Genomic DNA, 26,899 nt, shown 5'->3' with positions numbered 1-26,899 from the left:
TTCTATTATCCCTCTGAACTCAACTGAAGGAGTAAATCATGGATAAAGTCATCTTGATCACCGGTGCATCCAGCGGTATCGGAGAGGGTATTGCACGAGAGCTTGGCAATGCAGGCGCGAAGTTGTTACTTGGGGCACGCAGGAAAGATCGTATTGAAGCTATCGCTGCAGAAATCCGCAGTACAGGCGGGCAAGCGGAAGCCTGCGAGCTGGATGTCACAAATCGCCAGTCGATGTCTGATTTCGTGCAGGCGGCACTGACTACGTGGGGGCGTATTGACGTTCTGATCAACAACGCGGGAATAATGCCCCTTTCTCCGCTGGCAGCGGGTAAATATGATGAATGGGAACGTACCATTGATGTGAATATCAAGGGCGTACTATGGGGGATTGGCGCCGTGCTTCCCACCATGGAAGCGCAGGGTTCCGGTCAGATAATCAACATTGGCTCTATCGGTGCTCTTTCTGTGGTGCCGACAGCCGCCGTCTATTGCGCCACAAAGTTCGCCGTTCGGGCGATTTCAGATGGCTTGCGACAGGAAAGTGCCAGCATCCGTGTCACCTGCGTCAACCCTGGTGTGGTGGAAAGCGAACTTGCCTCAACCATTACTCATCCGGAAACGCAGGCGGCAATGGAGGTATACCGTTCTATTGCACTCCAGCCGGCTGATATTGCCCGCGCTGTTCGGCAAGTGATTGAAGCACCTGAAAATGTTGATACAACAGAAATCACGATTCGACCTACCGCGTCTGCGAACTGAACTGGCTAACGCATATTCACCACGAAAGCTGCCTGTAAGGCAGCTTTTTTTGTCGCGTCACAGAGTGCAGGGTGAAAATTGTATGTGTATTGAAAAGGTTATAACGCGGGCCAGACAAACGGTTTGGCCCGCATGACAAACTTACCACTGCTGCTCTGTGGGCATGATGAACAATTCTGCCACGTCGACATGGTCCGGCGCGCGCAGCACATAAAGGATGGAATCAGCAATATCCTCTGACTTCAGGAACGTCATGTGTTCCTTCAGGTTTTCCATCTGTGCACGGTAGTTTTCGTCAGTAATGTGCTCGAATAATTCACTTTCAACCGCGCCTGGCTGAAGTGAGGTTACGCGAATATTGTATTGAGACGAAAGCTCCATGCGTAATACATCTGAAAATGCGGCTACCGCATGTTTCGTCGCACAATATACCCCGAGTCCAGCGAACGTTTTTCTGCCCGCAATTGAGGAAGTATTGATGATATGCCCTGATTTTTGCGCTTGCATCACAGGGAGTACCGCGGCAACCGTGTTCATTAAGCCCTTAATATTGACATCAACCATACGATGCCACTCCTCCAGTTTGAGACTGGCGATGTCTGAAATGGGCATGAGTCCGGCATTGTTGAAGGCGATATCAATGTGGCCATAGGCGTCGTGCAGTTTCTTCACGCCGTCGAAGACTGACGCCTGGTCAGTCACATCCATTTCCAGCGCAATGGCTTCTCCGCCGAAGGCCTTGATTTCTGACACCAGCGCCTGGAGACGATCCCGGCGGCGGGCCGCGAGTCCCACTTTGACCCCCTCTCTGGCCAATTTAATGGCGGTGGCTGCGCCGATACCGCTTGATGCACCGGTCACGATGGCTGATTTACCGTTGAGTTCCATGATTGATCCTCTTATGCGTTTGTTTCAGCGCTTCAGCAAAGAACATCTGAAGTTCGGGTCAATCATGTCTGCAAAAGGCACTCTCTTCGCGCGGTGGTTTGCTCACACTGTCGGTGTTTTGCTACGCATATTTTCGTGGCGATATTGGGAGGGCGAAATACCGGTGTGCTTGCGGAATATGGCAGCAAAATGGCTGGGGCTGTTGTAGCCCACGGTCAGGGCAATGCTGATCATCGAATCCTCTGTCTCGGACAACAGGCGGCGCGCCTCTTCCATTCGTAAACGGATAAAATAATGGGAAGGCGAAAGCCCGGTAGACTGTTTAAAGACCCGGCTGAAATGGAATTCACTAAGCTCGGCAAGGCCAGCCAGACGTGCTAAGTCAAAGGTGTGAGCCAGCTCTTCATGCATCGCCTTAAATACCCGGTGTAACTTATATGCCTGCAACCCGCCGTGGTGTCGCTTTGCCGATGTCCGGTAAGCACGGGAGAGATGTACGGCAAGGGCTTGAGCGATACCCTGGATGTAAGGTCCACTGGGTGGATGCTGAAAATAAAGCTCTGCGCGCATAAGTTCCAGCAGGGCTGACAGTGTTTCATCGCGTTCGCCCGACACTTCCCGCAGCTCAATGTCCTGCATCATGGACACACCAATATAGACGTGCATAACGATGAAAGGGCAGTCTGGCTCGGCTTGCCATCTCATCTCTGTCGGAGAGGTGTCGGTTGTGAGAAAAAAATCACCTGCGCTAACGTGGTTTTCTGACCACTCTCCGCCCAGAGGCCGTTCTGCAACGACGGCCCGCCCAGAGAGTATCCAGACAATAAAAGGCTCTGGCACGGCCGGGATAATAACGTTGTCCTGCCTCTGCCGACGCGCCAGAATTTGAATGAAGACATCCCGGGAAGATTGTGCCCGATGTTCCTTGAGCAATTCGCCCGGAATGTACGCTTCGAATGATTCAGCGGAAGTACGTTGAGCCATATTCGTCAATAACGTCTCTTAAGCCAGTTTCACAAGGTTTAGCGCGGGAAGGGGGCCACCCGGGAATTGTTGCAGATATCCCCCAATCTCAAGACTCCCTAAGTCTATACTGGCGAAGCCCATTCGGGTGGCTAATTCCTCAACGTCTGCTTTTGCATCAGCGTGGTCGCCGGACATAAAGACCACGCGGCGCCCGCCAGATTGGGAAGGGTCTTGCGCAAGAACGTTTGCCAGAAGCGTGTTGAAGGCTTTGACGACCCGGGCTCCCGCTGCCCATTCTGAAACGCGCTGGGATGAATTTTTACCCCCCAGATCTGCAAGGGTGTAGCCCAGCAAAAGTACCGGGTTAGTCGCGTCAATCAGAATACGACCCTCCCAGTTCACCCCACTTAATGCGGCCTCGGTTCTGTTCCAGTTGGTACTTATAAAAACGATTTCGGCTTCGGCAGCCTGTTGTACCGTTCCGGCGCGAGCTTTGTCGCCCAATGCCTCAATCACTTCAGCCAGGCTGTCCGGGCCACGACTGTTACTGAGGATGACATTCACGCCTGCGTTGACCAACTGGTGGGCAAAGGCTTGTCCGATGGCGCCTGCACCAATAATGCCGACAGTATTTGTTTTCATAGTTTGTTTCCTTAAATGAACAGATGCGTTGATGTGTTTGGCTACGTTGCTTAAAAACATGAAAGAAGAATAGTGCTCACCGATCTATCTGTGTAGCCTATATAATTAGATGGTATACATCTAAAGGGGCGATACATGCTGGATGGTATGTCGATTGATCAACTGCGTACTTTCATTGCTGCGGTTGATGAAGGCAGTTTCTCAGCCGCGGGTCGCAAACTTCGCCGGGCGCAGTCCGTCGTTAGCGCTACGCTGGCAAATCTGGAATCTCAGGTAGGCTTTCCTTTATTTGAGCGAACGGGACGTTACCCGAAACTGACGGAGGCGGGGGCGGCCTTACTGGAGGCCGCACGCCATACGCTTGCCGGAATGGACGCGTTTAAGGCTAAGGCGCGTATCCTGGCAGAAGGCCTGGAACCCGAACTCGCCGTGTCTGTGGATGTGATGTTTCCGATAGAGGTCCTGACCGCAGTCGTGAAGGAATTTCATCTGGCCTTTCCCGGCACACCGTTGCGTCTTTATGTTGAGGCGCTGGGGGCGGTACTTCAGCCGTTGCTGGCCGGCAACTGTCGGGTCGCGATTATCGGCTCGCTACCGGATGTTCCGACCGGGTGTGCCTCTGAGTTCCTGCTCAGTGTTCCTGCCGTGGCTGTGGTCTCACCCGATCATCCTTTGGCTAAAATGGCTGGCCCAATTCTTCGACCGGTTATGGAGAACGCTGTGCAGCTTGTATTGGCTGACCGCTCATCACTCACGGCGGGTCGCAACTTTGGCGTGATGTCGGCTAAGACGTGGCGTTTGGGTGACATGGGGGCAAAACATGCATTCTTGCGTGCGGGCCTCGGTTGGGGTTATATGCCTTTGCCTATGGTTGAGGACGATCTTGCTAATGGCAGACTGGTTATCCTGAACCTGGAGATGCAGCCCGATGTTGGCCCTGGTTTTTCCATGCATGCGGTACATATGACGCAATATCCTCCAGGGCCAGCCGGACGCTGGTTTATTAATAAGCTTAAAACGCACTAAACCAGGTTATCTGGCGGTCAGAGCACCAGATAACCGATATCCTGCATCAGAATGTATAAAATGCCCCGACGGTAAAGAGAAGATATTCATCCTTTTGCACAATAGGGCTGCTGCTTACACGATCTGCAAGCGTGATATACCCTAAATCCGCATAGCCGGACCAGTTATGATTAAATGTGTGTTGCCAGTTAATATCGTAATTCACACTGTTTAATCCGCTACCCGCGTTGAAAGGCCTATATCCGGAATGGGTACTCTGATTCTTATTCACCCCAAACCAGGTATTATTATACCGTGCGTCGCCGTATTTTCTTTCGGTGCTGATTAGCAGAGTATCTGTGTCGTTAGCAAAAAGAACGACATTAAGTTTAATTTTATATTGCATTCCCTGGCTTTCCGTCAGCGGTGCCGTAATATTCCCCTCAAAGCCTATCCAGGGTGCCATCCACCATCCTGCCGTGGTGGTGGTATTCATTACGGTATTAATCTTACCCATACCTTTAAGCTTATCAGAGCCTTCCTGAAGCCAGGCGTTTCCGCTATCCGTGCGGCCAAGGGAATACCCCAGAGCTTGCCCCAGGTAAACGCCATTACTGAACTGATGGGAATAGACGATACCTTTGTCGGTATTGACGGACCAGTCATCGTAAGTCCATCCGAAATACGGCAGCGTATTGACATCATATTTATTCGAGCCGGTATATTCAGGCGCATATTGTGAACCCACGCCAATCGTGACATAAGATGCTTTTTTATCTGATGATGCCTGTGAAGCGAACGATGCTGCGATGAGTGTTACTAAGGCGATTTTTATTTCCTTCATAAAACTTCCTGAATGAATTATGCTTATATCTATGAATTGCGGAGTATGCGGGCGGTCAATCAATATTCCTGCAAGATTTAATCAAGATTCCATCAAGGTGCGAATGTGAAACGTGTTTTAATTATTGAAGACGATTTGGATGCCGCGAATGTGCTTGAGGCTTACCTTAAGCGCGATCAGTTTCAGACCTCTTCGGCCAGCAGCGGTAACCGGGGGCTCGAACTGGCATTCAGCTGGAAGCCCGACATTATTTTACTGGATGTGATGTTGCCCGGCATGAGCGGGAACGATGTTCTGCTGGCCCTGCGCCGGCGCAGTGATATTCCCGTGATTATGATCACCGCCATCCGCGACGGCAGCGACAAAATCAGTGCCCTGCGATTTGGCGCGGATGACTATGTGGTGAAGCCCTATAACCCGGGTGAGGTGGTCGCCAGAGTCCATGCTGTACTCCGTCGTTATTCCGGCGAGCGCAGCAGCACGCTTATTGAGTACCGGGGACTGCAGGCAGATACAGAGTCCATGACGGTAAGCGTTGAGAGCGAGAACGGGCAACGGACAGCGCTGGATTTAACGCCGACGGAACTGCTGCTACTGATGACATTTCTTAAGTCGCCTAATAAGGCTTTCACCCGTCAGGCGCTTCTTGAAGCGTGTCTCCCAGAAAGTGAAGCCCTGGAGCGCGTTGTGGACACGCATATCTATAACTTGCGAAAAAAACTCGAGTCAGCGGGGCAGACTGAATTGCTGATAAACGTACGAGGGATCGGCTACCGATTTGCAAATGCATGAAAAAGTTTACGTTATCTCCACGAGGCGAACCGAGTACGCTGTGGAACTGGATATGCAAGCGGCTGATATCCCTGGCAGTCGGAAGTATTATTCTTATCGCCTTTTTTATGTGGGTGCGATTTTTTGTTGAAAACAAATGGCACGCCTACCGGATGCCAGAGGCCGTCAGGGCTGAACTCTCAGTTCTGAGCAAGCACCCTGAACAGAACATCAACCGCTATCATGAAATTATCGACACCTGGTATGGGCTTTCCTACTCAGATCCGACGATGGGGATTAAGGACTGGGTGATTCTTGGCATCCTGGTTCTGATATTCATACCGATTATTTTTATGCTTACGCTGAAAACAGCGCGCCCCATATCCCATCATATTAGCCGGCTTGCCGGTGCGGCACGGTCTGTTGCTGAAGGCGGGTTTGGGACCCGTGTGCCCGTCCCGGACAATCTGCCGCTTGAATTGCGTAGCCTCAGCGAGAACTTTAACGGGATGTCGATGCAGCTGGAACGCTACGAGAAAGATTTGAAAAAATCGCATGTGATCATGGCACATGAATTGCGCTCGCCGCTGACGGCTGCCATCGGTCGTCTGCAGGGCATTATGGACGGCGTATTTGAACCCAGTCAGGCCCAGTTGAACATGATCATGCAGCAGATGAATGATTTAAACAGACTGGTTGACGATCTGCATCTGTTAAAACTGGCTGATGCCAACCAGCTGAATTTGAGCCTGGTATCAACCAGCCTGGACCAGATAATCCGTGAGAAAGTGGCATGGACGATGCCTTCAGCCCAAAGGGTGGGAGTGAACATTATCTACCATGAGGGGGAATCTGTGACCTGTCGGGTTGATCCGTACCGGATAGGCCAGGTCTTTTTGATCCTGATGGACAATGCTCTGCGTTACGCTGCGGAAGGGGGCATCCTGGATATTCGTTATTATGTCAGCGATAAAAAGGTATCCGTTATTTTCCGCGACAACGGTCCGGCAGTCCCGGACGCACTGCTTGAAACCATATTTTCACCGTTTGTGCGTGAGGAGCAGTCCCGTTCACGACATACCGGTGGATCCGGCCTTGGGCTCTCTATTGCCCGAGCGATATGCGAGGCGCATCGCGGTACTATCTTTGCAGAACGGAATGCCAGCGGAGGGCTATCGTTCACGATGACGATACCGCTAAGCGAAAAGGAACAGCATTGACGGTTCCTTAACAAAGGGTGAACTGAATCTTGTAAAAATTGAGTTTAAATACATGGTAAACGGGGGTTTACCATGTCACCTGAATTACTTCTCTCACTGCTTTCTGCCTTTCGTAAAATGGTACGATGTGGATGTTTTTTACTGTACATCGCACCGGTGATTGTCATATTTCAGGTTATCATTATTGTTTTATTGGATGCGCCGAAAAGAGATAAATAATTGTTGAGGGCAGGGCGGCGAATACAGTTCAAAGAACCAGTGATTTACCTGTAGGCCGGGTTTCGGCCCAAAGCAGTTTATAGTCCCATTTTTTATCATACAATCCGATTGAAAATTGCATTGCCTTATTTTCATTGCGACACACTTCTCGTGCATCAACAATATTTTTCCACATGAGCAGACTTCCTGGGCTGAATGCGGTGATCGACGGATCAATCCCTCCGTTAGGAACATCAAAATACAGGCTTTTTTCACTACGGGCACACAGTACGAGATCTATCGCAACGGGAGCACCTTCAAAGAAAAGTACATTGCCGGTGACCATGTGTGGCAGGGCGGTTAACAGTTCAGTGATGTTTTTCCTGTTATAGCATCTGACGCTGTCAGCAAAACGCAGCCTGAAAAGATGCACGTAAATATCAGCAATATCCGCCGGTGACATCTCTCTGAGCGGTATGCATTCTCCGCCCGCAGCCAGCATTTTTTTTAGCTCGCCATTTCTTTTTTTCACCGTTTTACCTGAGAAATACGTTTTAATCAGGCAAACCTTACGTTTTTCACGAAAAGCATAGGTGGCATTTATTATATTCCCACGCAGCGATGAAGACAGCCGGTTTGTTTTTACTGGCAGAACGATTTTTTGATCGGCAGCCATGGGGATAATAATTTCATCATAAGATACCGGGTAATCGCGCCAGACATTCAGGCCGAAGGTATTTTCATCACTGGTAAAGTACGCTGCGGTGACCTCGCCATCGCGTCGGTAATGCCAGAATGCGAAATCTTTTTCCTTCTTCTGCATAAAGAAATTGATAATGTCGGGGTGAGTATTAACACTGCCGCCGTACTTATAATAAGCCGCCTGGTAATGCGTGAAGTTTGAACGTTCCCATCCAAAAAGCGAATGTCTGAAGCCCATTATTGTTTCTCCTTGCAATCTCATCAGAGGGCGCTGTCAGCGCCGGGCAGTTCTGTCTGAACAGGCTGATTATCCCGACCGTTAATCAATAAACGGTCAAGGCAAAATCAAGATTGCTGCAATCTTCGTTGGCGGAGTTAATTTTGCCTGTCTCAGGAAATATCTGCTTACATTCCAGCTAACGCTATGCTCTTTACATTGACACTAGTGTCAATGTTGTAGAGTGCATCTATGACGAGGAGAAAGGTATGCGACCATCTGAACTGGCGGCGCTCACTGGCGTCAGCACCCGAGTGCTCAGACATTATGAAGCTAAAGGACTGATTGTTTCTCAGCGGTTGGACAACGGTTATCGGAATTACGACGCGAAAGACGTCGAGAAAGTGAGATGGATAATCTCGCTTTTAAAATGTGGGTTCAGTACCCGACAGATTGCAGAGCTGGAAAAGTTTTCTCAGGTAAGCGACATGGATGATGCGCGTTTTATCCAGTGTCTGGCCCAGCACAGAGAAAAACTTCGGGCACTGGACACGCTTATCGAATTACTTAATGAACGCAGAAATACACTTGCCACGCGTATTCACGCCTACGAGTGATCGCGCTGTCTGAGCAGTAATAACAGGAAATATCATCATGAAACGGTTAGACAATAAAGTCGCGTTAATTACCGGAGGCAGTAGCGGTATCGGACTGGCCACGGCCAAACGGTTTATTGAAGAAGGTGCAAAGGTGATTATCACTGGCAGGAATGCAGAAACCCTGCAGCAGGCGATGAATGAACTCGGTGACGATAATGCACTGTCAATACAACACGATAACAGTGACATACGAAGCCATGAAAACCTCTTTCGCATTATTAACGAAAAATACGGCAAGCTGGATGTGATGTTTGCAAATGCCGGTGTTATTGTGCTTTCCGATTTCCCGGCTTCCTCCGAAGATGATTTTAATACTCAGTTTGATATCAACGTAAAAGGGACGTTTTTCGCCGTGCAACAGGCCCTCCCGTTAATGTCCGACGGTGGCTCGATAATATTAACGTCCTCCATTGCGCATTATAAAGGGTTCGATGGACACAATATCTATGCCGCCTCAAAAGCCGCGCTGCGATCTTTTGCCCGCAGCTGGACGACCGACCTTAAAGGCCGTGGGATCCGCGTGAATTGCCTGAGCCCAGGACCCGTCGCCACACCGATTATCAGTAAAATGGGCGTTTCCCTGAGCGATCGCGAGATTTTTGACGCCAGCATCGCAAGTCGTATTCCGTTAGGTCGTTTAGGCAAACCTGACGAGGTGGCCGCGGCAGCGCTGTTTCTTGCATCGGATGAAAGCAGTTTTATTTCGGGTATCGACCTGTCTGTCGATGGCGGGATGGGGCAAATTTAGCGGCGCGCGCAGCGCTGATAAAAAAACATCAAATTTGATTAAAGCACATCAATTTTGCTAGAGCAGGCAGGTTTGACTTTCACTACTCTTGGTGCGGTAACGACATTTTCATCATCCGCTGTTAACAGGTATCGCTATGAAAAAACGTATTATTATTGCCGGTTCGGGTTTTGCAGGTATGTGGGCCGCCATTTCAGCAGCAAGGCTGGTACATATGGAAAAGGCAAATGATCGGATTGAGATTTTTTTGGTTTCTCCGGAACCCGCATTAACCATTCGTCCAAGATTGTATGAAGCCGTACTTGAAAATATGGCACCCTCTATTCTGCATGTTCTTAAGGCTGCGGGTGTGCACTATATTGCCGGTTATGTCACCGATATTGACGCAGAAAATAAAACTATCTCGGTAAAAACAGAGAGTGGCGAAACCTCGGTTAATTTTGACAGTTTTGTACTGGCCACCGGAAGCCAGGCATTTCACCCAGAACTGCCGGGGATCACGGAATACAGTTTTGATGTGAACTCATTGAATGCTGCTCATGAACTGGAGCAACACCTCATGTCGTTAGCTTCAGAGCCTTATTCTCCCGCACGAAATACTGTTGTTGTCGCCGGTGGGGGCCTGACCGGGCTTGAGACCGCCACTGAAATGCCGGAACGCCTCAGAGACCTCTTGGGTTCGGAGCACCATTTGCAGGTTATTATTGTGGACAGTTCGAACAAAATTGGTCAGGCGATGGGCGAGGATGCCTGTGAGATCATCAATCAGGCGCTGGCCAGTAATGGCGTGACTGTACGAACGGGCGTCAGAGTGCGCGCAATCAACGCTGAGGGGGTGATGCTTTCGGACGATGAATTTATCCCCAGTAAAACGGTGATATGGACGGCGGGAATGCGGGCCAGCGCGTTAGCCGGGCTCATCCCGGGCGACCACGATAATCTGGGCCGTGTTATTGGGGATGCGCATCTGCGGGCACCTGCCGCCAGGGGTATCTTCGTTACCGGCGATACCGTAAAAGTCCCTACGGATGATGAAGGTAATTATAACGTCATGTCCTGCCAGCATGCGATGAGCCTGGGGCGCGTCGCCGGTCATAACGCGGCAGCAGAAATACTGGGATTACCGCTGCATCCTTACAGCCAGCCAAAATATGTTACCTGTCTTGATCTGGGCAAATGGGGGGCGATCTACACGGAAGGCTGGGATCATCAGGTTATGTACCAGGGCATGGAAGCGAAAAAAATAAAGCAGGAAATTAATACGCAGTGGATTTATCCGCCAGAACCCGACAGAGAGAAAATGTTTTCTGTTGCTAACCCTGATTATATTATTGTTCCGTAACAGGGCATCTCTATTGATGCTGCCTGGCGGCTGGCAGCATCAACGTGTGTTCTTTTTTTCACGCCATTGACCAGGGGTCAAGCCTGTTATTTTTCTGAAGGCCTGGGTAAATGCATTTTGCGAGCCATAGCCGCTTTCAATGGCAATTTCTGTAATCAGTTTATCGGAGTGTTGTAACTCGTGGAAAGCGCGTTCCATTACGCGCTGCTTAAGCCACCCGTACGGGGTTAAGCCGGTACTGTTTTTAAAGGCACGGCAGAAATGAGCTGAGGAAACTCCCAGCTCAAAAGCCAGTGATTTAATTGTGACATCCCCTATGGGGCTGTTATCCAGTTTTTCCAGCGCCATTTTTAATGCGCGCGAAGACAATACTCCTTGCGACTGACCTGCGGCTGTCAGCGTGTTGGAGTGGTTTTTTATTAACTGTAATATTAATGACAGCGTTAAGTGCTCGCAGAGCAGTTGGTTAATTTTGTTATTGTCCGAAATGATTTCCGCAACGGCCAGCGTAATTTTTGATGCCGTTTCATCAAAATGCGCTGTGCGTAAGAGTAACTCTGCAGTGGGTATCTCCATTTGATTCAGAAGATCTGCGAAAATATTATCAGGAATATATAAATGCATAACATCTACAAGACCAGCAATATCCCAGCGAGATGTACTTCCCTGAGGAATTGTCGTGATGGCGCCTTTCCGGATCGTGTTTTTAACGATTTTATTTTCTGTTTTTCGCTCAACACGCTGCATATGTCCAACGTGAGCAATAATCACATGTTGATCGAGTGGCGGGATAGTTTCATGCAATGGCCCATGCGGCCAGTGATAACAGCGAATTTGCAGCGCATCTCCACTGTCTATGCCTAATTCAGGTCGGTTCTTTAATACCTGAGCCATTTTATGAACGGCATCGTCAAGAGGAATGTCATGATTTTTCATGAGTATACCTGTTAATAACAGTGGGCATCATAAGAGTATAGCGATGTTTTAACCCTGTTTCATTGTGTCTGTCTGCATGTTTATTTTTGATGATGGGAAATAACAGAGGGGAAAAGTCATTTCTACGGTGTGTATACCCTTAAATCGATTAATTATGTTGTCTGGAGGAAATATGGCGATATCTAAGAATGATGCAGCGTCGTTAGCACCTGTTAATGGTACCTCGCATGTGGAAGCCGTTTATGAAAAGGTGCCATCACGTTATGCACTACAGGTCGGTAAGATTGATGTTCTGGTGATCAGTGACGGCGTGTTGTCATTACCTGGACCCATGTTGGGTCATAACGCGGAGGCCTCCGAACGTACCCACTGGTTTGAAGATAAGTTTCTGCCTGCCGATTTTCTCGACTGGGCATTAAATGTGGTTCTCGTGCATAGCGGTGACCGGACGATCCTGGTTGATGCAGGGATGGGGGAGGCTTTCCCTGATTTACCCCGCGCCGGGCGAACGGTTAACCGCCTGGCGTCAGCGGGGATAGATCTTGCCAGCGTCACGGATGTGATTATCACACATCTGCATATGGATCACGTTGGTGGGCTGCTTATTGAGGGTGTGAAAGCGCGCATGCGGTCAGACCTTCGCATTCATGTCGCTGCTGCTGAGGTGGAATTTTGGCGTGAGCCCGATTTTTCACAGGTTTCCATGCCGCCTGGTTTCCCGGAAGCACTGCGCCAAACCGCTACCCAATTTTTGCAAGCGTACCAGACTCAACTGCATACATTCGAAGAGGAATACGAGGTTGCACCCGGCGTGCGTGTCGTTCGTACAGGCGGGCATACTCCCGGACACAGCGTGGTAAGGCTGGCCTCTGAGGGGGAACGACTCACCTTTGCCGGCGATGCCATTTTCCAGGTTGGGTTTGAACATCCTGACTGGTTCAATGGTTTCGACCATTATCCCGAAGAAGCGGCACAGATTCGCATTCGTCTGCTGCAGGAACTGGCAGATAACAGGGAGTCATTGATCGCTACTCATCTCTCATTCCCGTCTGTCTGCCATGTTGCTGTCGACGGCGATACGTTCCGTTGCATCCCGGGTCCCTGGGATTATTAAGAATACCGCTGACGTCATTTTTACGGATACCGGCAGGAACATAAGAGGCATTACTTATACGGCCATCCCTCAGGCGAGGGATGGCGTTCAGGGGGGAGAGCGATGTTTACTTCGCCGCTTCCTCAATAAGTGTGGCAACGTCCTGCGGATGAGAAACCATCACGACATGGGATGCGCCCTTGATCACCACGGTATGTTTTGATCCCGCGCGTTCAGCCATGAATCGCAAACCCTGGGCGGGGATATTCTTGTCGCCGTCACCGTAAATAAAGTAAGAGGGCAGTTTTTTCCAGGCAGGTGCCCCTGACTTTTCAGTTAAAGCCGCTTCGGTAATCGGTCTTTGCCCTGCGGCCATCAGCGCTGCCTCTTTAGCTGAAACGTCATGTGCGAATTGCTGGTGGAACTTCGCCTGGTCGATGGAGAGATCGACGCTACCATCAGCCAGCTTCACCGGTGCGGCGAGCGCCTGGCCAAGCGTGCCGCCAGGGAATTTTCCGGCCAGGTCGGCCGCCGCTTCACCGGCATCCGGAGCAAATGCGGCGACATACACCAGCGATTTCACATTGTTTGTATCACGGGCCGCGTTCGTAATGACCTGGCCACCATAGGAATGGCCGACAAGGACGACCGGTCCCTTAATATTGTTCACCACGGAAGAGACGTAAGCCGCATCAGTCGAAACACTGCGCAGCGGATTCGCCGCAGCGACGACGTTATACCCGTCCTTTTGCAGGATTTGGGTAACGCCATTCCAGCTAGAAGAGTCGGCAAAGGCACCATGAACCAGGACAACAGTCGGCTTAGCGGTTTCTGCGATAGCACTGGCAGACAGCAAAACGGTGGCAACGGCAAGGGAGGCAGCAAATTTGGACATGATCGTTCCTCTTTTCAATTCAGTTTAAAGGCTATGCATATGATGGTTGCGGCCTGTCTGGAACAGGCCACCTTGTTAGCTGCGAATAAAGGCCAGTACGTCAGCGTTAAAGCGATCGGCTTCTGTCTCCGCCAGTCCATGTGAACCGCCGGCATATATCGTCAGCGTCGCATTCGCGACGATCTCAGCGGCGCGGTGTGCGGATGCCTTAATGGGGACAATCTGGTCGTCGTCGCCATGAATAATCAGGGTAGGGCGATCAATCTGCTGCAGGTCGTGTGTGTAATCGACTTCAGAGAACTCATGGATGCAGTCATATTGCCCTTTAATACCGCCCTGCAGGCCGATTCTGCGGAAGTTTTCACGTAACCCGTCATTGGTGGGGACATGGTCACGGTTGAAGCCATAGAACGGAACCGTCAGGTCGAAGAAAAACTGTGAGCGGTTTTTGGCCGTGCCTTCGCGGATGGCATCAAACACCTCCATCGGGGTGCCGTGAGGATTGGCATCCGTCCGGAGCATCAGAGGAGGGACAGCGCCGACCAGAACGACTTTAGCCACACGTGAGGTACCATGACGACCGATATAATGAGCAACTTCGCCGCCCCCTGTTGAGTGACCCACTAAAATCAGATCCTTCAGATCCAGCGCCTCAATCAGCTCAGCGAGATCGTCCGCATACTGATCCATATTGTTGCCGTGGAAAGTCTGGTCCGAACGCCCGTGGCTGCGACGGTCGTGTGCGATGACCCGGAAACCCTTCTGGCTGAAAAACAGCATCTGCTGATCCCAGGCATCAGACGATAACGGCCATCCATGAGCGAAGAGGATAGGCTGACCTGAACCCCAGTCTTTGTAGAAAATGCCTGTTCCGTCTGTGGTGGTGAAAGTTGTCATTTCGTTCTCCTGTCATGTGTTGTGCTATTAGTTTGTGTGCGACTTATTTGCGTGCAAATGAATATGGCAGCCCTTTTTGCCTTTGTCAATCGCTTGCAATTAAATCGTATGCAAATTATTTTAGAGGGACTGGAGGACATATGACTAAACACACTACTTCCGAGGATTCCCTGCCCGATGTGCACGGCATGCTCTGTTTCTCTCTTTACTCAGCGGGACATGCTTTTACCCAGCTCTATCGTCCCATGCTCGATAAGCTTGGCCTGACCTATCCCCAGTATCTGGTGATGGTCACCTTGTGGAATCAGGATGGGCGAACAGTGAAGGAACTGAGTGGAATTCTTTTTCTTGAGTCCAGCACGCTGACCCCTTTACTGAAGCGGCTGGAGACTGCGGGGTTGATCACCCGGACACGCAATCCGAAGGATGAGCGCGAAGTGCTTATCCACCTAACGGAGAAGGGTGAGGCGCTGAAACGCGAGACCAGCACTATCACGCGCTGTATCGTGGATACCCTTGGGATGGATGCCGACATCATTGCTGACATCAAAGCATCAGTTGATAAGATCCGTGACAAGATCCACCGTGCGCAGAAACCGGACGCCGATGACCTATCCTGATTGAGGCGGATTCGGGTTCCTGATAAGTGTACGTCTGGTGACTGACAAGACAGGTACCGGGGAGTTACTTTGCTTTAAGTGCCGGGGTGGGCGGGTGCAATGTCCGCTGCGCCCCGAAGCGACTCTTCAACAGCGTTCATGCACTGCTGTAAAGAATATTGACTTACCCATTGTTGTTTATTTACTGGCGGTTCAGTTTTGGCAATAACACAAAAAGCAAAAATGACAGTAAGAACATGGCGGTGACTGACATGGCAAGAGGGGTGAGCCCACCCGTAATAAAATGTCCAGTTATGAGTGACCCCAGCGCAGTCGTTATGAAGGTGAGGAAAATCATAAGCGCAGATCCTCTGGCATCATTACTGCCTGCAGAAACGATACCCCTGTAGAAGGCGACGGGGCCCCTTAACCCCAGCGCAAAACCCATTGGCGTAAAGAGTATGGTCATAACAAAAGCCCGGCTTCCGTTCAGGAAACCATATCCCGATAGCGCGAAGGCGCTGAGCAATGCCATAAGCGTGCCGGCAAGAATTACTTTTTCGTGGCTAAAACGTTCAGCCAACCCCGGAGAAATGTTGGCGGCGATGATGTAACCTCCTACGTTCAACATTTGCATAAGGATGAAGTCATTCAGGTTCCCGCCCATGGAAAGGATAATGACGCTTGGTGCTCCGAATACGAACGTTATCAGACCGCCAACGGCCAAAGCCTGGCTCAATGCATAGCGAAGATAAACAGCATTTTTCAATAATTGTACGTACGTTCCAGGCGTGTGCTGGCCTGGGTTTCGTTCTGGTCCCTTTGCAAACCTTATCATTACAGCTAAAGCCATCGTCAGTACGCCCAGAGAGATAAACGTGATTCTCCAGTTAAAGAACTGCAGGATAAGTGTACCTACTACAGGGGCTATCGCCGGAACTAATGCCTGTATGCTCCCTAACAATCCAATTGCCCGGGCTGCCTTCCGATGAGGAAACAAACCTCTAATAAATCCAGGGATGAAAACTGATGCTGCAGCAGAAGCCATCCCTTGTATAAATCGTAATATTAAAAGAAGTGTTATTTCTGGAGCATACGCGCAACCAAAAGAAGTTAGTGAAAATAAAAGTAGCGCTAAGAAGAGCATCCTGATTTTGCTGAAGCGATCGGCCAGGTTACCAAATAGTAATAAACCACAGGCATTACCTGCTACATATATGGAGAGTATCCTTTGTGATATCTCCGATGAGGTATTAAAGACTGTAGAAAAAAGTGGAATAGCAGGCAAAACCATATCGGTGCCGGCGGCGGTAGACATCGCACAGAGTATTAGATACAAAAATGTGGTCATGTTATTTCATATTCGATGTAATGAGCGCTCATGCCTGTTGTTTAAATGTATGTCTGGGATTTTCACCCCGTAAGATTGGCTTTGAGTTGTTTCTTCAGCGGTAGCGAGGCAAAACATGCGTCAATAGCATTGATATTGCAAACCAGAAATTCTTCTGTGTCCCATCCAAAAACATGATGTAATAGTTTATATTCTTTATCCAGTGAGGTGTTGGCAACGGTTCTGGCATCAGTATTAATGCTTAATGAAATGCCTTCACGAAAAAGCGCATTAACAGGGTGCTCTTCAATGGAAGGATAAATATTACAGACAATGTTACAACCCGGGCAAATCTCCAGATGGATATGCTCTGCAAGCAACCGATCTAGTGTCGCTCTGTCAGCAATGCTTCTGACGCCATGTCCGATGCGAGAAACTTTCAGTTTATTAAGCGTTTCATTTACGCTGACGAAATCCTTAGCCTCTCCTGCATGTGCGATACAGTTGCCTCCATGCTGGCGTACATAATTAAACGCCTCAACATGGTTATCCAGCGGATAGCGGGCTTCATCAGCTGCAAGGTCAAGCGCGACAACCCCATAATGCAGGTATTTTGTCACCAGTCTTGCCGTCTCAAGGCTCTGTTCTGCCGTAAAATGACGCAGTGTACATAATATTAAATTGGCTTTGATATCAAAAATATGGCTATTTATCTGCATGGCATCCAGGACGGTTTCAATGACCTCTTCAGCCGTAAGATATTGATTAAGATGTAAGAGTGGCGCAAAGCGTAACTCAGCATAAATTACCCCATCAGCATGGAGTTGATCAAACATGTCTTCGACGGCCTGACGTAATGCAGTGTGGGTTTGTAATAAGCTCAGCTGCGGAGAAATTCTTCTTAAAAAATCTCCCAGGTCAGTACATTGACTCGGTGCGATAAAATTCGACTGAAATACTTTAAGATTCAGTGCAGGCATCAGCATTTTGCGCAATGATAGCTAATACAAGTATCCAAATGAACGTGAAGCTCAATTTTCGGAATCCTTCGGGAATTAAAATGCATCTAAAGTTCCTCTATACATCATTGCGGAGTCTGCGAGTAACGAGAATAATTTCTCTTTGAACATACCACTTTTTATTTTAAGTATAATTCTGGCATTAGGTGCTTTCCCTGTAAGGTTTGTCGCATCGATAACATAATGTCCATACGATGACTCACATTTGTACTCCACCCAGGAATAACGGGAAAACGCCTCCTCAACAATATCAGGAAAAAGCGCTACTGCCATGGTGGTGGGGTCTGGCAAATCAAAACCCTTGCGTACCGTTCGGCCTGCATTAAACTCCATCAAGGATTTGTTGCATCTTACGGCGAACTGACCCAAGGGGCTCAGTTGATTGAGGTATGCTATATCATCTTCATTAATGAAAGCTTCTCCCATGCCTATTTCCCACCCAACGACTGTCATAGGGAGCCCTGATTGCATCACTATATTAGCGGCTTCCGCATCAACAAAAAAATTGAACTCAGCCAGAGGCGTGATATTTCCCGAAGTAAGGCCGGCACCGCCCATGATATAAACATGTTTAATTTTTTTCGCAAGCGTTGGTTCCTTCAGTACTGCCATTGCCAGATTAGTCAGAGGTCCCAGGGTAACGATCTCAAGTTCACCTTTGAATTTTTCTGCATAAAGAAGAATCGCATCTACCGCATGAAGTGATTCCGACTTTAGGGTGGTGGGGGGATTTTCCATATTACCCATACCATCTTTGCCATGAATATGGTGAGAAGTGAAGTGGGTTTTAAAAAGCGGCTTTGTCATTCCGGAAAATACAGGAGGAGCATATGTTCCGGCTTTTTCAATACTCACTAATGCGTTTTGAACACACTGTTCGATCTCACAGTTACCAACGACTACTGTTATTGCTTCAACCCTAACGGTACGCTCTCTGAGTGCCATCACAATAGCGACTGCGTCATCAGAAGCGGTATCAGTATCAATAAGTAATTTTCTCATAGTATTTCTCTCAGTAAGGAAGCTTGTCACGAGATAAGATGACGAACAATGCATCCAAAAAAAAGGACATCTATCTCTTTTTAGTGGACATGCCAGTCGGTCTCGCTTCAATAACGATTAGTATTCTGAGCGCTAACTTCGCTAAGATATTTGTGAAAAAATCGTGTGCCATAGTTTTTATATATGGTTAGTGCTTTTATAAAATAAAAAACTTGTGATTAAAAAAGGCTTCATATAAATGAACCATCTTCCGATGGCGTTGAAAGCGGCTGTGGTAGAATGTGGTGCGAAGGTTATTTGCAGATTACTCTGGCTTTAATAATTCACTGTCTTTCACTATAATCGTTTTATTCTTGAGTTCTATGATTTGATTTTCTTGTAACTCTGCTAAAACTCGATTGAGATGTCTCACCGAAATGGAAAGAAATGATGCGACCAATTCTCTTCGCTCAAGCCTGATAACGGAACCATGTTTATTATATTCATTCATGAGGTAATTTGACACTCTCTGTAATGAACTTAAACACATAGTGGTTTTTAATTGAGAAGAGATGAATAATTTATTTGCAAGTTGTTGGCAAAGAAAACGAAGAAAAACTGGCTCATTTAATCCAATAGTATTTATATAGTTAAGTGAAAAATAAACTATCGTTGACGTCTTAAGGATCTTTACTGTACTCAGATTTCTGCTGGTGCTATCATGTTGGAAAATTTCAATGGCACCAATCACAGAAAGAGGTTCTTCTATACAAAAAGTAATATCTTTACCATCTTTAGATAAATGCTCTATTTGTACCTTACCTTTAATTAAACAGTAAACTCCCGATGGGGAATCTCCTTGGTGGAGTAAAATCTCTCCCTTATTAAAAATCAGTAATTTAGCTCTGCTGAGTATGTCATCTGGTAAAATGAATTTAAGTTTAGAGTTCAGAATGTCAGAATGTGATAAATCTATTTGTAATGATTTCATAAAGGTGACTCAACGCTTTGTTTGTGAATTATTATAGATTGCGCATGAAATAATCTCAAGCCATATGCCTGGCATCCCCAGGTTAGCCTGTCAGCGATGATATTTCTGGCGCATCTATACCATTTTCTCAAATCGTCATCAACTCTTATAATAAAACTCCTTTCGAAAAAAGGACATACGTCCTTTTTTTTCGATAAAGCGTTTTTTATACTCCAGGTAAATGGTCTGAGAGTTATTTTATTTGGGGCGGGTTTATGCATTCAGCAACCACTATCGTTACTTTTAGCGGCAAGAAAATTGATTTTCTTAATCTCAGTATAAATGATATAGATATAATTGATATCGCTAAGGGCTTGTCAAATGAATGCCGTTTTGGTGGGCAATGCGAAAGTTTCTATTCAGTGGCTCAGCATTCCGTTCTGGTAAGTTATTTAACGCCAGTGCATTTGGCTCTGGAAGGGCTTCTTCATGATGCCACCGAGGCTTACATAAAAGATTTCCCTTCTCCTTTAAAAAAATGTATGCCGCAGTATATAAACCTTGAGAAAGAAATTGAGTCATTGATCAGAGTGAAATTTAATATTTCCTCCTGTAAAGCCTCAGAAGTTAAGCATGCTGATCGGATCATGCTCGCTACTGAAGCGAGGGATCTGGGTATGGAAAAGGTATTAGACTATCCTTCCCTGCGAGATATATCACCATCGGTTATAATTAAAGTCGTTCCGATGCTACCGAAAGCTGCATTTAGTGCATTTCTTGAGAGATTCGCCGAATTAATAGAGCGTTAAGATGTTAGTTTGCGAATTCACATATAATCACGTGAATTTTTGCTGCGAGGGAGATTGACTTCACCATTAAAAATCTGAAGAAGAGATTTTTGATGTTGTTTTTTTATCTTCATCTGTTCAACGACTATTGATTCTTTTTCACTTTATAAGGGCATTACCTGAACACGGAGCACGCGGATGGCGTTAAGAGAGATGTAACGTATTATATTGGGCGCTACAACGTTTGCTTTTGAGAATAGAAGTCCGCTCTCCCTGTGGCGTTCAACTCATCGTCACAGGAAGATTGGCGTGTTTATCGTGCTCTCTAAATACCAGAATCATTTCTGGCGGGGGAGCGACCGGAAAGAGCAGTAGTACCCTACAGATGCTATAAGGCAGAGCATATACCCGAATGACTCGCTGCCTTCCTCCACGACATTTTTGACCACCCTGACGTAGCTTTGATCAAGTATCGCGTACCATAACCCGTGCATTCCAAACAGCCGGGAGAAGACCAGGACTGCCAACAGACCACTGAGCATTACGCCGTACCACGGGGTACGGGTATAGTGTGCGAGTTGTGTAAGGGTAAGACGATAATGGATAACGGGGTAAAGCAAAGCACAAACGGCGGAAAGCAGTGCAAACCATACCCAACTTCCGTGAGCCAGAAGATCGAAAAATGCATCCAGTTCTCGAATCAGCATGGAGAGGAAGAAGCCGCCAATCAGGATGTTGCAATAGCGCATGAATGCCCATTTCTTCGCCAGCAGGAAGTGTATAAATACAATGCCCCCTAAAACTGATTCCTGCACAATTTCGGTCAGCGATATCTCCGGTATATCCAGGTTAAATAAATAGATATCCGCCCACAGGCAAAGCACGGGCACAGTGCAGGCTGCTGACGCGAAAAGGAAGAAGAAAAAGCTTTTGAGCACAGACATTAACACCACCACTTTCATTCAAAACACCTATGATAAGTGGCTTCGAACGAAAATCTATTTCACTTTGTGCGCTATAGGCATGAATTTTAAGCATTTTGAGCTACTTAGCGAGGGCGCATTAGCTTTCCACCTCAGACTTCAGCCTTGCATCAGAAATCCAGGTGGAAAGTCGCCTGCGCGATGTAATCCCATGCCACACGAGTTCAGCCTCTGGTTGAGCAGTCACGCGCATACGATGACCCATCGTCAGACGGGTATCCACCCTCAAAAGGGGAAGTATGCTTTAGCTAAACAGGGCGTGAATACGCTGCTCCAGCGCCTTAATTTCCATAGCCATTCAGCCGTCCGGGTGTTTAAGTGGTTATAATAAAAAATAAAAACTTTGCTTAAAAAATTTTTCTGTGCCTAAATAGCGTCATCGGTTTGGAATACAGACCTTATTAAAGCAGTTTAGTAAAGCAGTCCTCAGTTCAGGTGTTATCAATAGATACTCTTCTTCGTGAGCCTCCTCCTAAGTGCCAAATAAGTTACTCTCTAAATACAGGCCATCATCGCCGCGCTTAGTGGCTCAAAAAATAAGGAATTATCTATGTCTAATAAAATGACTGGTTTAGTAAAATGGTTTAACTCTGATAAAGGTTTTGGCTTTATCACTCCTGACGACGGCAGCAAAGATGTATTCGTACACTTCTCTGCTATTCAGAGCGACAGCTACAAATCTCTTGATGAAGGCCAGAAAGTGTCCTTCACCATTGAAAATGGCGCTAAAGGCCCAGCAGCGGGTAACGTTTCTCCGCTGTAAGTCGCGCACATTGTCGGTGAGCCTTACGATAGCGATGAAGACGCGAGTCTGAGCAGTTAAGCTTCACCGATAATAAAAAAACCCGCCGAGTGCGGGTTTTTTTATGGCTTCAGGATGGTGATAGGCTGTCTATTATTCCGTTTGACCGGCCTGTTTTCAAAAAAGCTTAACCTTCACCCGGAGGTGGGGTGCGGTCCCGAAGGCTGTGTTCCTGTGATAAACGCCAGAAATCATGTCCTGCCGGATACTGATATAAGCGGAGCGAGAACTGACCAGCGACAGCGGTGATGTATTCAAATATCGCTGACTGAGTATTTTCATACTCCATCCACAGTACGGAAGAGGTAAAGCAATAAATTTCCAGGGGAATACCCGACGGCGTAGGCTTCAGCGTTCTCACCACAATATACATATCTTTGATAATATCAGGCCGATCGGCGAGCCAGGCCATCAGGTAGTGCCGAAAGAGCGTTAAATTTGTCAGGCCATTATCCATAAACCAACTGTCCGGTACGCCCATGGGATCACGTCCGTCGATGAGTTTTGCCAGTGGTTCATTCGTGCCGCGCAGGGCCAGCATCGGGGCCAGCGTTTCCTGCGTGAGAAATGTAACGGAGTGCTGATCGATCGTGGTGCTGCGCATTATCCGGCGTGCGCCTGACGAAAACATGGCCTGCCAGTTGGTATACGTTTCGGTCAGAAAGTTTTTGGTCGGGATACGCGAGATCGTGTTATCCCAGTTACGGATAGTAATGGTGTGCAGCGCAATGTCGGTCACTTCGCCACTCAGGTTCTTATCGGGCATTTCAATCCAGTCCCCCAGCTGCAGGACGTCATTTGATGAAAGCTGGATATTGGCAACGAGCGAAAGCAGGGTATGCTGAAAGACTAACATCAGCACGGCCGCCACGGCCCCGAGGCTGGAAATAATAATCGCGGGGGATTTATTCGACATGACGGCAAGGATCATGATCGCGGCGATGACGTGAATAAATATTTTCCCTATCTGGATATAGCCTTTGATAGAGTGATTTTTGCGCTTCGTCTTGCGTAAATATGAGCTGTTGACAATATCCAGCATCTCATTGAAGAAAACCGACAGAAAAATAAAGAATAGAATCCCACAAATGGTATTTATTGCCGTCACCAGCGATGCTGGCATATTGGGCATAAACTGCAGGACGTAATAAACAATAATAACCGGAATGAAATTCGACAGCTTTTCGGCTATGCGGCGATCTTTTTCCAGCGGGACATCCTGTTTATGGCTGGCAAAGAAGACCTTACGAACGATTTTTATGAGCAGGAATTTGCACATCAGGTGCGCAAAAAAACCTGAAATGACCAACAGAATAAGATTAAATCCAATGGCCAGAGCCGGATTGCTTTCTATAAATGTTAATAAATAATCCAAGTACACCATCGCTTATCGCCTGAATAAGTATGCCATTTTGTATTAACCTTATTCAAAAGATAAATACAAAGATTTAACCAAATCATATAATGGCATATCCGGTACAGACAAGTCCACGACCTGAATCCTAAGTCGCACAGACCTATTTTGTTTCGGTCGGTAACTTTATTTCCAGAACCGTTCCAGGCAATAAAAGCAGACGATGTCCACCTTCAGCATTTGGATCGCTAAAACATATATCCTCTCCCTGTTCGGTACCGAAGCAGGGAGAAAGGCGTTACATTCTCTGCAGAAGTGGAAGAGGGTGGCACGCCGCGTCGCGCTTAGTCGTGGATTTTTACACCCAGACACCCGCGAACAAACTCAGGGTTAAAGTGTTTAACCGCATCGCCAACATAGCCTAAGTCGAGCGAACTGATTTGCGCCATTTCGGCATCGCTCAGGGAGAAGTCCCAGATAGCCAGGTTCTCTTCAATCCGGTTCTGGTGCGTGGATTTAGGAATGACGGTAACGCCACGTTGCACATTCCAGCGCAGAATGATCTGAGCGATGGTTTTTTGATGCGCTTCGGCAATCCCCTTGAGCATTTCATTTTCGTACGGTTTGTGCCTTCCGCCGCCAAGTGGTGCCCAGGCTTCTGGCTGAACGTTGTAATATTTCATGGTCTCGAGTGCGTCAGATTGCGCAAAGTAAGGGTGTAATTCCACCTGATTTACCATGGGCTTAATTCTGACCGTTTCACAGAAGTTGGTGAGCACGTGGGCGTAGAAATTAGACACGCCAATCGCTTTTAGCTTTCCGGCATCATACGCATCTTCCAAAGCCCGCCACGCGCTGAAATAATCGCACATTGCCTGATGCAATAAGTAGAGATCGAAATAGTCTAATCCCGATTTTTTTAACGATGCCTCAATACCGGCTTTGGCGGTCTCGTAGCTTGCCATGTCCTGCACCCACAGCTTAGAGGTAATAAATAACTCCTCGCGGGTACACAGACCTTCAGCGATGGCTTCACGAACGGCATCGCCCACGGCGTCTTCATTGCCGTACACTGCTGCGGTATCAATGAGGCGATAGCCTGTACGAATGGCGCTCAGCACTGACTGTTTACATTCTTCTTTATCGGTGACCTGAAAAACACCAAAACCCGCCATCGGCATTCTGAGGTTGTTGCTTAATACTGTATATTCCACTGAAGAGTTCCTCCACCCTGTTTAGACACCATTCAAAAGTATAAACAGAACCACGACGAACCCGTGGTAATCGTCTTTATTCTTTCAAATCGCTGAATACGCTGGTCTACACCCTGTCGGGAATAAACCAGAATGACATCTGATTACTGAACCGTATAACCGCCATCAATTGCCAGAGCCTGTCCGGTGACGAAGCTGGCATCGGAACTGCACAACCACAAGACGGCGCGCGCGATCTCTTCGGGCTCGCCCAGGCGACCAATTGGTTGCAGCTTCATGAGCTCGGCCATTGCGTCAGGCTCGCTGTTCAGCATATTTTCGACCATTGGCGTGCGGATAATGCCGGGACAAACGGCGTTGATCTGTATTCCACGCGCGGCATATTCCAGTGCTGCGCTTTTGGTCAGCCCGAGGACGCCGTGCTTTGTCGCATGATAAACGCCGCGCCCGGCAATGCCGACCAGCCCGCCCAGAGACGAACAGTTAACGATAGCGCCACTTTTCTGACGGCGCATTTGTTGCAGCTCATATTTCATGCAGTTCCAGATACCCCGCAGGTTAATCGCGTTGACGCGATCAAACTCTTCGCCGCTGGCATCTGCGGTTTCTGCAATGGGGCTCTGAATACCGGCGTTGTTATAGGCGGCGTCGAGCTGACCAAACGCCTGTACTGCGTTCTCAATCATGCGTCTGACCTGCTCTTCGTCAGTCACGTCGCAGACGACGGGTTTAACAGTATACCCTTCGGCCAGTAGCGCATCCGCTTCGCGAGATAACGCATCCTCGCGAATATCCGCCATCACCACCGTTGCGCCAGATTCGCAAAATGCCCTGACGGTCGCGAGCCCCATACCGGAAGCCGCGCCGGTGACCAGCGCCACCTTGCCACTAAAATCATACTTAACCATTTGATACCTCTTACCGTGGAATCACGTGCAATGCAGACGTCTCACGTTGTGTAAAAGTATTCTGCGGGAAATGTGATGTTGTTAAAACTGACTAAATCAAAATGCAGTAATGAGGAATTTTCATAAATTAGATAGACTGCTTCTCATACAGCGCAGGCGGCCGTCATTTATAATGAACACCATACCGCCAGAACGCTTTTCGTCTGAAGAGACAGTGTATTGGGATGAATCAGCCCCCCCTTTTCCGGATATCAGAGGCCCAGATTGGCACGAGAAAATCTTAATGACCTAATGGCTTTTATTGCCGTTGCGCGCGAAAAAAGCTTCACCAAAGCTGCGGCCCAATTAGGCGTATCGCAGTCAGCCCTGAGCCATACTATGCGTACCCTCGAATCTCGGCTGGGGATGAAACTGCTGACTCGCACCACGCGCAGTATTGCGTTAACCGATATTGGTCAGTCCATGCTGGATGACCTGGGGCCTTACATCGATGGTATTCAGGGGCGTTTGCAGTCCCTGAAAGATCTCAACAGCAAACCCGCGGGTACGGTGCGTATATCAACGTCAGATTACGCTATCGGGTCTGTTATCTGGCCGAAGCTGGAACCGCTGCTTAAAGAATATCCTGACATTAGTCTGGAGCTGATTGATGACTATGCCTTGACGGATATTGTTTCCGGGCGGTTTGATGCAGGGACCCGTCTGGGGGAACAGATCTCCAACGGCATGATTTCCGTGCGTATTGGCCCGGATGTCCGTTTTGCCGTGGTCGGCTCACCTGATTATTTTTCCCGCAATCCTCAGCCGCAGCACCCTAACGATCTGATTGATTACAACTGCATCAACCTGCGGTTTCCTACGCATGGCAATTTATACGTCTGGGAATTTGAAAAAGAGGGTAAAAGCCTGAACGTGAAAGTCACTGGTCAGCTGGTCTTTAGCCGGATCTATCAGTGCCTTCAGGCTGCAGTGGAAGGGTACGGCCTGGCGCATGTTCCGCGTGATATCGCAGAAAAGCATATTGCCCGTGGGGAGCTTATTAGCGTGCTCGACGACTGGTGCCCCTACTGGGATGGCTATTATATTTACTATCCCGAGAACCGAAATCTATCGAAAGCATTCCAGCTGGTGGTCGACGCGCTACGCCATTACAAACATCCCTGAAGA

General features: G+C 48.2%; 28 protein-coding genes and 1 pseudogene. 12 read left to right on the top strand and 17 right to left on the bottom strand.

The window, feature by feature from the left end; translation table 11 throughout:
* Window positions 1–38 precede the first annotated feature (38 nt).
* The gene (locus JTA15_RS07875) at window positions 39–761 is read left to right on the top strand and encodes an SDR family oxidoreductase (RefSeq protein WP_047366395.1); all 723 of its coding nucleotides are present in this window, start codon (window positions 39–41) and stop codon (window positions 759–761) included.
* A gap of 141 nt (window positions 762–902) precedes the next feature.
* Here the strand turns inward: JTA15_RS07875 and JTA15_RS07870 are convergent, their stop codons facing one another.
* From JTA15_RS07870 to JTA15_RS07860, 3 genes are all read right to left on the bottom strand, one after another.
* On the bottom strand, window positions 903–1,649 hold the full coding sequence (locus JTA15_RS07870; protein ID WP_020882399.1) for an SDR family oxidoreductase: 747 nt from the start codon (window positions 1,647–1,649) through the stop codon (window positions 903–905).
* A gap of 102 nt (window positions 1,650–1,751) precedes the next feature.
* A complete protein-coding gene (locus JTA15_RS07865) occupies window positions 1,752–2,633 on the bottom strand; it encodes a helix-turn-helix domain-containing protein (protein ID WP_219373081.1) in 882 nt (293 codons plus the stop codon).
* Window positions 2,634–2,651: 18 nt separating this feature from the next.
* Complete coding sequence (locus tag JTA15_RS07860) at window positions 2,652–3,317, bottom strand: NADPH-dependent F420 reductase (protein WP_219373080.1); 666 nt, start codon at window positions 3,315–3,317, stop codon at window positions 2,652–2,654.
* A 75-nt stretch (window positions 3,318–3,392) separates the two neighbouring features.
* On the opposite strand from JTA15_RS07860, the gene JTA15_RS07855 reads away from it, so the two are divergent.
* Window positions 3,393–4,283, top strand: coding sequence for a LysR family transcriptional regulator (locus JTA15_RS07855; RefSeq protein WP_138013921.1), 891 nt, complete (start codon window positions 3,393–3,395; stop codon window positions 4,281–4,283).
* A gap of 46 nt (window positions 4,284–4,329) precedes the next feature.
* Here the strand turns inward: JTA15_RS07855 and JTA15_RS07850 are convergent, their stop codons facing one another.
* Window positions 4,330–5,106, bottom strand: coding sequence for a MipA/OmpV family protein (locus JTA15_RS07850; RefSeq protein WP_047744761.1), 777 nt, complete (start codon window positions 5,104–5,106; stop codon window positions 4,330–4,332).
* A gap of 105 nt (window positions 5,107–5,211) precedes the next feature.
* Here JTA15_RS07850 and JTA15_RS07845 point away from each other — a divergent pair, with 105 nt between their 5' ends.
* Together JTA15_RS07845 and JTA15_RS07840 are read left to right on the top strand one after the other, a co-directional pair.
* The gene (locus JTA15_RS07845; protein WP_014170413.1) at window positions 5,212–5,898 is read left to right on the top strand and encodes a response regulator; all 687 of its coding nucleotides are present in this window, start codon (window positions 5,212–5,214) and stop codon (window positions 5,896–5,898) included.
* Complete coding sequence (locus tag JTA15_RS07840) at window positions 5,895–7,097, top strand: cell wall metabolism sensor histidine kinase WalK (RefSeq protein WP_138013920.1); 1,203 nt, start codon at window positions 5,895–5,897, stop codon at window positions 7,095–7,097. Before JTA15_RS07845 ends, JTA15_RS07840 begins: the two co-directional genes overlap by 4 nt.
* Before the next feature lie 247 nt (window positions 7,098–7,344).
* On the opposite strand, the gene JTA15_RS07835 is transcribed toward JTA15_RS07840, so the two are convergent.
* Entirely contained in the window at window positions 7,345–8,235 is an 891-nt protein-coding gene (locus JTA15_RS07835; RefSeq protein WP_219373079.1) for a GNAT family N-acetyltransferase, read from the bottom strand.
* A 248-nt stretch (window positions 8,236–8,483) separates the two neighbouring features.
* Here JTA15_RS07835 and JTA15_RS07830 point away from each other — a divergent pair, with 248 nt between their 5' ends.
* The 3 genes from JTA15_RS07830 to JTA15_RS07820 all read left to right on the top strand — a co-directional run bounded on the left by JTA15_RS07830 (window position 8,484) and on the right by JTA15_RS07820 (window position 10,963).
* Window positions 8,484–8,831, top strand: coding sequence for a MerR family transcriptional regulator (locus tag JTA15_RS07830; RefSeq protein WP_020882407.1), 348 nt, complete (start codon window positions 8,484–8,486; stop codon window positions 8,829–8,831).
* 37 nt (window positions 8,832–8,868) lie between these two features.
* Window positions 8,869–9,621, top strand: coding sequence for a glucose 1-dehydrogenase (locus JTA15_RS07825; protein ID WP_255580176.1), 753 nt, complete (start codon window positions 8,869–8,871; stop codon window positions 9,619–9,621).
* A gap of 136 nt (window positions 9,622–9,757) precedes the next feature.
* Window positions 9,758–10,963: an NAD(P)/FAD-dependent oxidoreductase gene (locus JTA15_RS07820; RefSeq protein ID WP_219373078.1), complete on the top strand. Its 1,206-nt coding sequence runs from the start codon at window positions 9,758–9,760 to the stop codon at window positions 10,961–10,963.
* Between the two features lie 39 nt (window positions 10,964–11,002).
* On the opposite strand, the gene JTA15_RS07815 is transcribed toward JTA15_RS07820, so the two are convergent.
* Window positions 11,003–11,899, bottom strand: a complete 897-nt coding sequence (locus tag JTA15_RS07815; protein WP_150343082.1) for a helix-turn-helix transcriptional regulator — start codon at window positions 11,897–11,899, stop codon at window positions 11,003–11,005.
* A gap of 154 nt (window positions 11,900–12,053) precedes the next feature.
* Here JTA15_RS07815 and JTA15_RS07810 point away from each other — a divergent pair, with 154 nt between their 5' ends.
* Entirely contained in the window at window positions 12,054–13,013 is a 960-nt protein-coding gene (locus tag JTA15_RS07810) for an MBL fold metallo-hydrolase (protein ID WP_255580175.1), read from the top strand.
* A 106-nt stretch (window positions 13,014–13,119) separates the two neighbouring features.
* Here the strand turns inward: JTA15_RS07810 and JTA15_RS07805 are convergent, their stop codons facing one another.
* The gene (locus JTA15_RS07805; protein WP_020882412.1) at window positions 13,120–13,887 is read right to left on the bottom strand and encodes an alpha/beta fold hydrolase; all 768 of its coding nucleotides are present in this window, start codon (window positions 13,885–13,887) and stop codon (window positions 13,120–13,122) included.
* A 75-nt stretch (window positions 13,888–13,962) separates the two neighbouring features.
* Window positions 13,963–14,784, bottom strand: coding sequence for an alpha/beta fold hydrolase (locus JTA15_RS07800; RefSeq protein ID WP_219373077.1), 822 nt, complete (start codon window positions 14,782–14,784; stop codon window positions 13,963–13,965).
* Window positions 14,785–14,924: 140 nt separating this feature from the next.
* On the opposite strand from JTA15_RS07800, the gene JTA15_RS07795 reads away from it, so the two are divergent.
* Complete coding sequence (locus JTA15_RS07795) at window positions 14,925–15,404, top strand: MarR family winged helix-turn-helix transcriptional regulator (RefSeq protein WP_047744755.1); 480 nt, start codon at window positions 14,925–14,927, stop codon at window positions 15,402–15,404.
* Between the two features lie 181 nt (window positions 15,405–15,585).
* On the opposite strand, the gene JTA15_RS07790 is transcribed toward JTA15_RS07795, so the two are convergent.
* The 4 genes from JTA15_RS07790 to JTA15_RS07775 form a co-directional block, all read right to left on the bottom strand.
* Window positions 15,586–16,734, bottom strand: a complete 1,149-nt coding sequence (locus tag JTA15_RS07790) for an MFS transporter (RefSeq protein ID WP_219373076.1) — start codon at window positions 16,732–16,734, stop codon at window positions 15,586–15,588.
* 62 nt (window positions 16,735–16,796) lie between these two features.
* Window positions 16,797–17,693, bottom strand: coding sequence for an adenosine deaminase (gene add / locus JTA15_RS07785; protein WP_255580174.1), 897 nt, complete (start codon window positions 17,691–17,693; stop codon window positions 16,797–16,799).
* 75 nt (window positions 17,694–17,768) lie between these two features.
* Entirely contained in the window at window positions 17,769–18,734 is a 966-nt protein-coding gene (locus tag JTA15_RS07780) for a nucleoside hydrolase (protein WP_044867516.1), read from the bottom strand.
* A gap of 304 nt (window positions 18,735–19,038) precedes the next feature.
* Window positions 19,039–19,704 (bottom strand): Crp/Fnr family transcriptional regulator, encoded by a 666-nt coding sequence (locus tag JTA15_RS07775; RefSeq protein WP_020882419.1) that lies wholly within the window; start codon window positions 19,702–19,704, stop codon window positions 19,039–19,041.
* Between the two features lie 254 nt (window positions 19,705–19,958).
* Here JTA15_RS07775 and JTA15_RS07770 point away from each other — a divergent pair, with 254 nt between their 5' ends.
* Window positions 19,959–20,492 carry a hypothetical protein gene (locus JTA15_RS07770; protein WP_025203966.1) on the top strand — a complete coding sequence of 178 codons (534 nt, stop codon included), beginning with the start codon at window positions 19,959–19,961 and terminating at the stop codon, window positions 20,490–20,492.
* A 317-nt stretch (window positions 20,493–20,809) separates the two neighbouring features.
* On the opposite strand, the gene JTA15_RS07765 is transcribed toward JTA15_RS07770, so the two are convergent.
* Window positions 20,810–21,415, bottom strand: a complete 606-nt coding sequence (locus JTA15_RS07765; RefSeq protein ID WP_032679692.1) for a hypothetical protein — start codon at window positions 21,413–21,415, stop codon at window positions 20,810–20,812.
* 589 nt (window positions 21,416–22,004) lie between these two features.
* Here JTA15_RS07765 and cspA point away from each other — a divergent pair.
* Window positions 22,005–22,217 carry an RNA chaperone/antiterminator CspA gene (cspA, locus tag JTA15_RS07760; protein WP_014170400.1) on the top strand — a complete coding sequence of 71 codons (213 nt, stop codon included), beginning with the start codon at window positions 22,005–22,007 and terminating at the stop codon, window positions 22,215–22,217.
* 166 nt (window positions 22,218–22,383) lie between these two features.
* On the opposite strand, the gene JTA15_RS21720 is transcribed toward cspA, so the two are convergent.
* The 4 genes and pseudogenes from JTA15_RS21720 to JTA15_RS07745 form a co-directional block, all read right to left on the bottom strand.
* On the bottom strand, window positions 22,384–23,112 hold the full coding sequence (locus JTA15_RS21720; RefSeq protein WP_323696500.1) for a mechanosensitive ion channel domain-containing protein: 729 nt from the start codon (window positions 23,110–23,112) through the stop codon (window positions 22,384–22,386).
* A 107-nt stretch (window positions 23,113–23,219) separates the two neighbouring features.
* Window positions 23,220–23,640, bottom strand: a pseudogene (locus tag JTA15_RS21715) (hypothetical protein).
* A 314-nt stretch (window positions 23,641–23,954) separates the two neighbouring features.
* Window positions 23,955–24,824 (bottom strand): aldo/keto reductase, encoded by an 870-nt coding sequence (locus JTA15_RS07750; RefSeq protein ID WP_219373075.1) that lies wholly within the window; start codon window positions 24,822–24,824, stop codon window positions 23,955–23,957.
* A gap of 143 nt (window positions 24,825–24,967) precedes the next feature.
* The gene (locus JTA15_RS07745; protein ID WP_014170397.1) at window positions 24,968–25,732 is read right to left on the bottom strand and encodes an SDR family NAD(P)-dependent oxidoreductase; all 765 of its coding nucleotides are present in this window, start codon (window positions 25,730–25,732) and stop codon (window positions 24,968–24,970) included.
* Window positions 25,733–25,996: 264 nt separating this feature from the next.
* On the opposite strand from JTA15_RS07745, the gene JTA15_RS07740 reads away from it, so the two are divergent.
* Complete coding sequence (locus JTA15_RS07740; protein ID WP_014170396.1) at window positions 25,997–26,896, top strand: LysR family transcriptional regulator; 900 nt, start codon at window positions 25,997–25,999, stop codon at window positions 26,894–26,896.
* The last annotated feature ends 3 nt before the right edge of the window (window positions 26,897–26,899 follow it).

This window comes from Enterobacter sp. BIDMC 29, assembly GCF_019378755.1.
GTDB lineage: Bacteria > Pseudomonadota > Gammaproteobacteria > Enterobacterales > Enterobacteriaceae > Enterobacter > Enterobacter ludwigii.
The sequence above is the reverse complement of the archived record's forward strand: the minus strand, read 5'-3'. Positions and strand labels throughout refer to the sequence as shown.